The 690-nt window shown below is 65.9% G+C and carries 1 protein-coding gene and 1 pseudogene; both read right to left on the bottom strand.

All coding sequences use genetic code 11. From position 1 onward, the window contains the following. Window positions 1–520: pseudogene (locus ACSFA3_RS26215) on the bottom strand (hybrid sensor histidine kinase/response regulator); the annotation flags it as partial. A 2-nt stretch (window positions 521–522) separates the two neighbouring features. Then, on the bottom strand, window positions 523–690 hold a 168-nt coding region (locus tag ACSFA3_RS26210), incomplete at its 5' end, for a response regulator transcription factor (protein ID WP_435508217.1).

The following is a 690-nucleotide window of genomic DNA, read 5'->3' as shown; positions in this document are numbered from 1 at the left end:
CCGCCAGGAACAGATGCAGCCCGTCGCCCTGCCACGCCAGCGCGGTAATCATGCCCAGCGACATCGGCATCGTGTAGCCGAAGAGCGCCGGCTTAAGCGGCCAGAGCGACTGCGCCGCCCGCGCGCAGCTGCCGACGATCACGGCCATCAGCAGCGAGGTCATGGGCAGGTTGTCGTGCGGCACGATGAGCCAGGGCACCACCGCCGTGACCATGCTCACCAGCGTGACCATGCGCGAGATCTTGCGTGCCCAGTACGCGCTCTCACGCACGGGCCGGGACGGATTCCAGCGCGGCGTGAAGAACACGTAGATGTCGGCCATCAGCAGCCCGGCCAGCCAGAACAGCAGGCTCGGGTCCTTCAGCTGCGAATAGATGATGCTGCCGAACACCACCACGAAGGCCATGTGCGTCAGCGTCGAGACGCCGTAGGTGCTGTAGACCGAGGCAACGTGCTCCCGCAGCACCCGTTGGCCGAGTGCGTGGTCGGCGGACGGGTCGTTCGACGCGGCGGGCTGCACGCTCAATGCAGGGTGCTGATCAACTGGGCGCGCGAGCGCATGCCGAACAGCAGCAGGATGGTCGAGACATGGTTCTTCACCGTGCCTTCGCTCAGGTTCGCGAGCTGCGCGATTTCCTTGTTCGCCTTGCCTGCTAGCACCCATTGCAGCGCCTGCATCTGCCTCGGCGT

It is taken from the genome of Variovorax glucosi (assembly GCF_051216695.1).
GTDB lineage: Bacteria > Pseudomonadota > Gammaproteobacteria > Burkholderiales > Burkholderiaceae_C > Variovorax.
The sequence above is the reverse complement of the archived record's forward strand: the minus strand, read 5'-3'. Positions and strand labels throughout refer to the sequence as shown.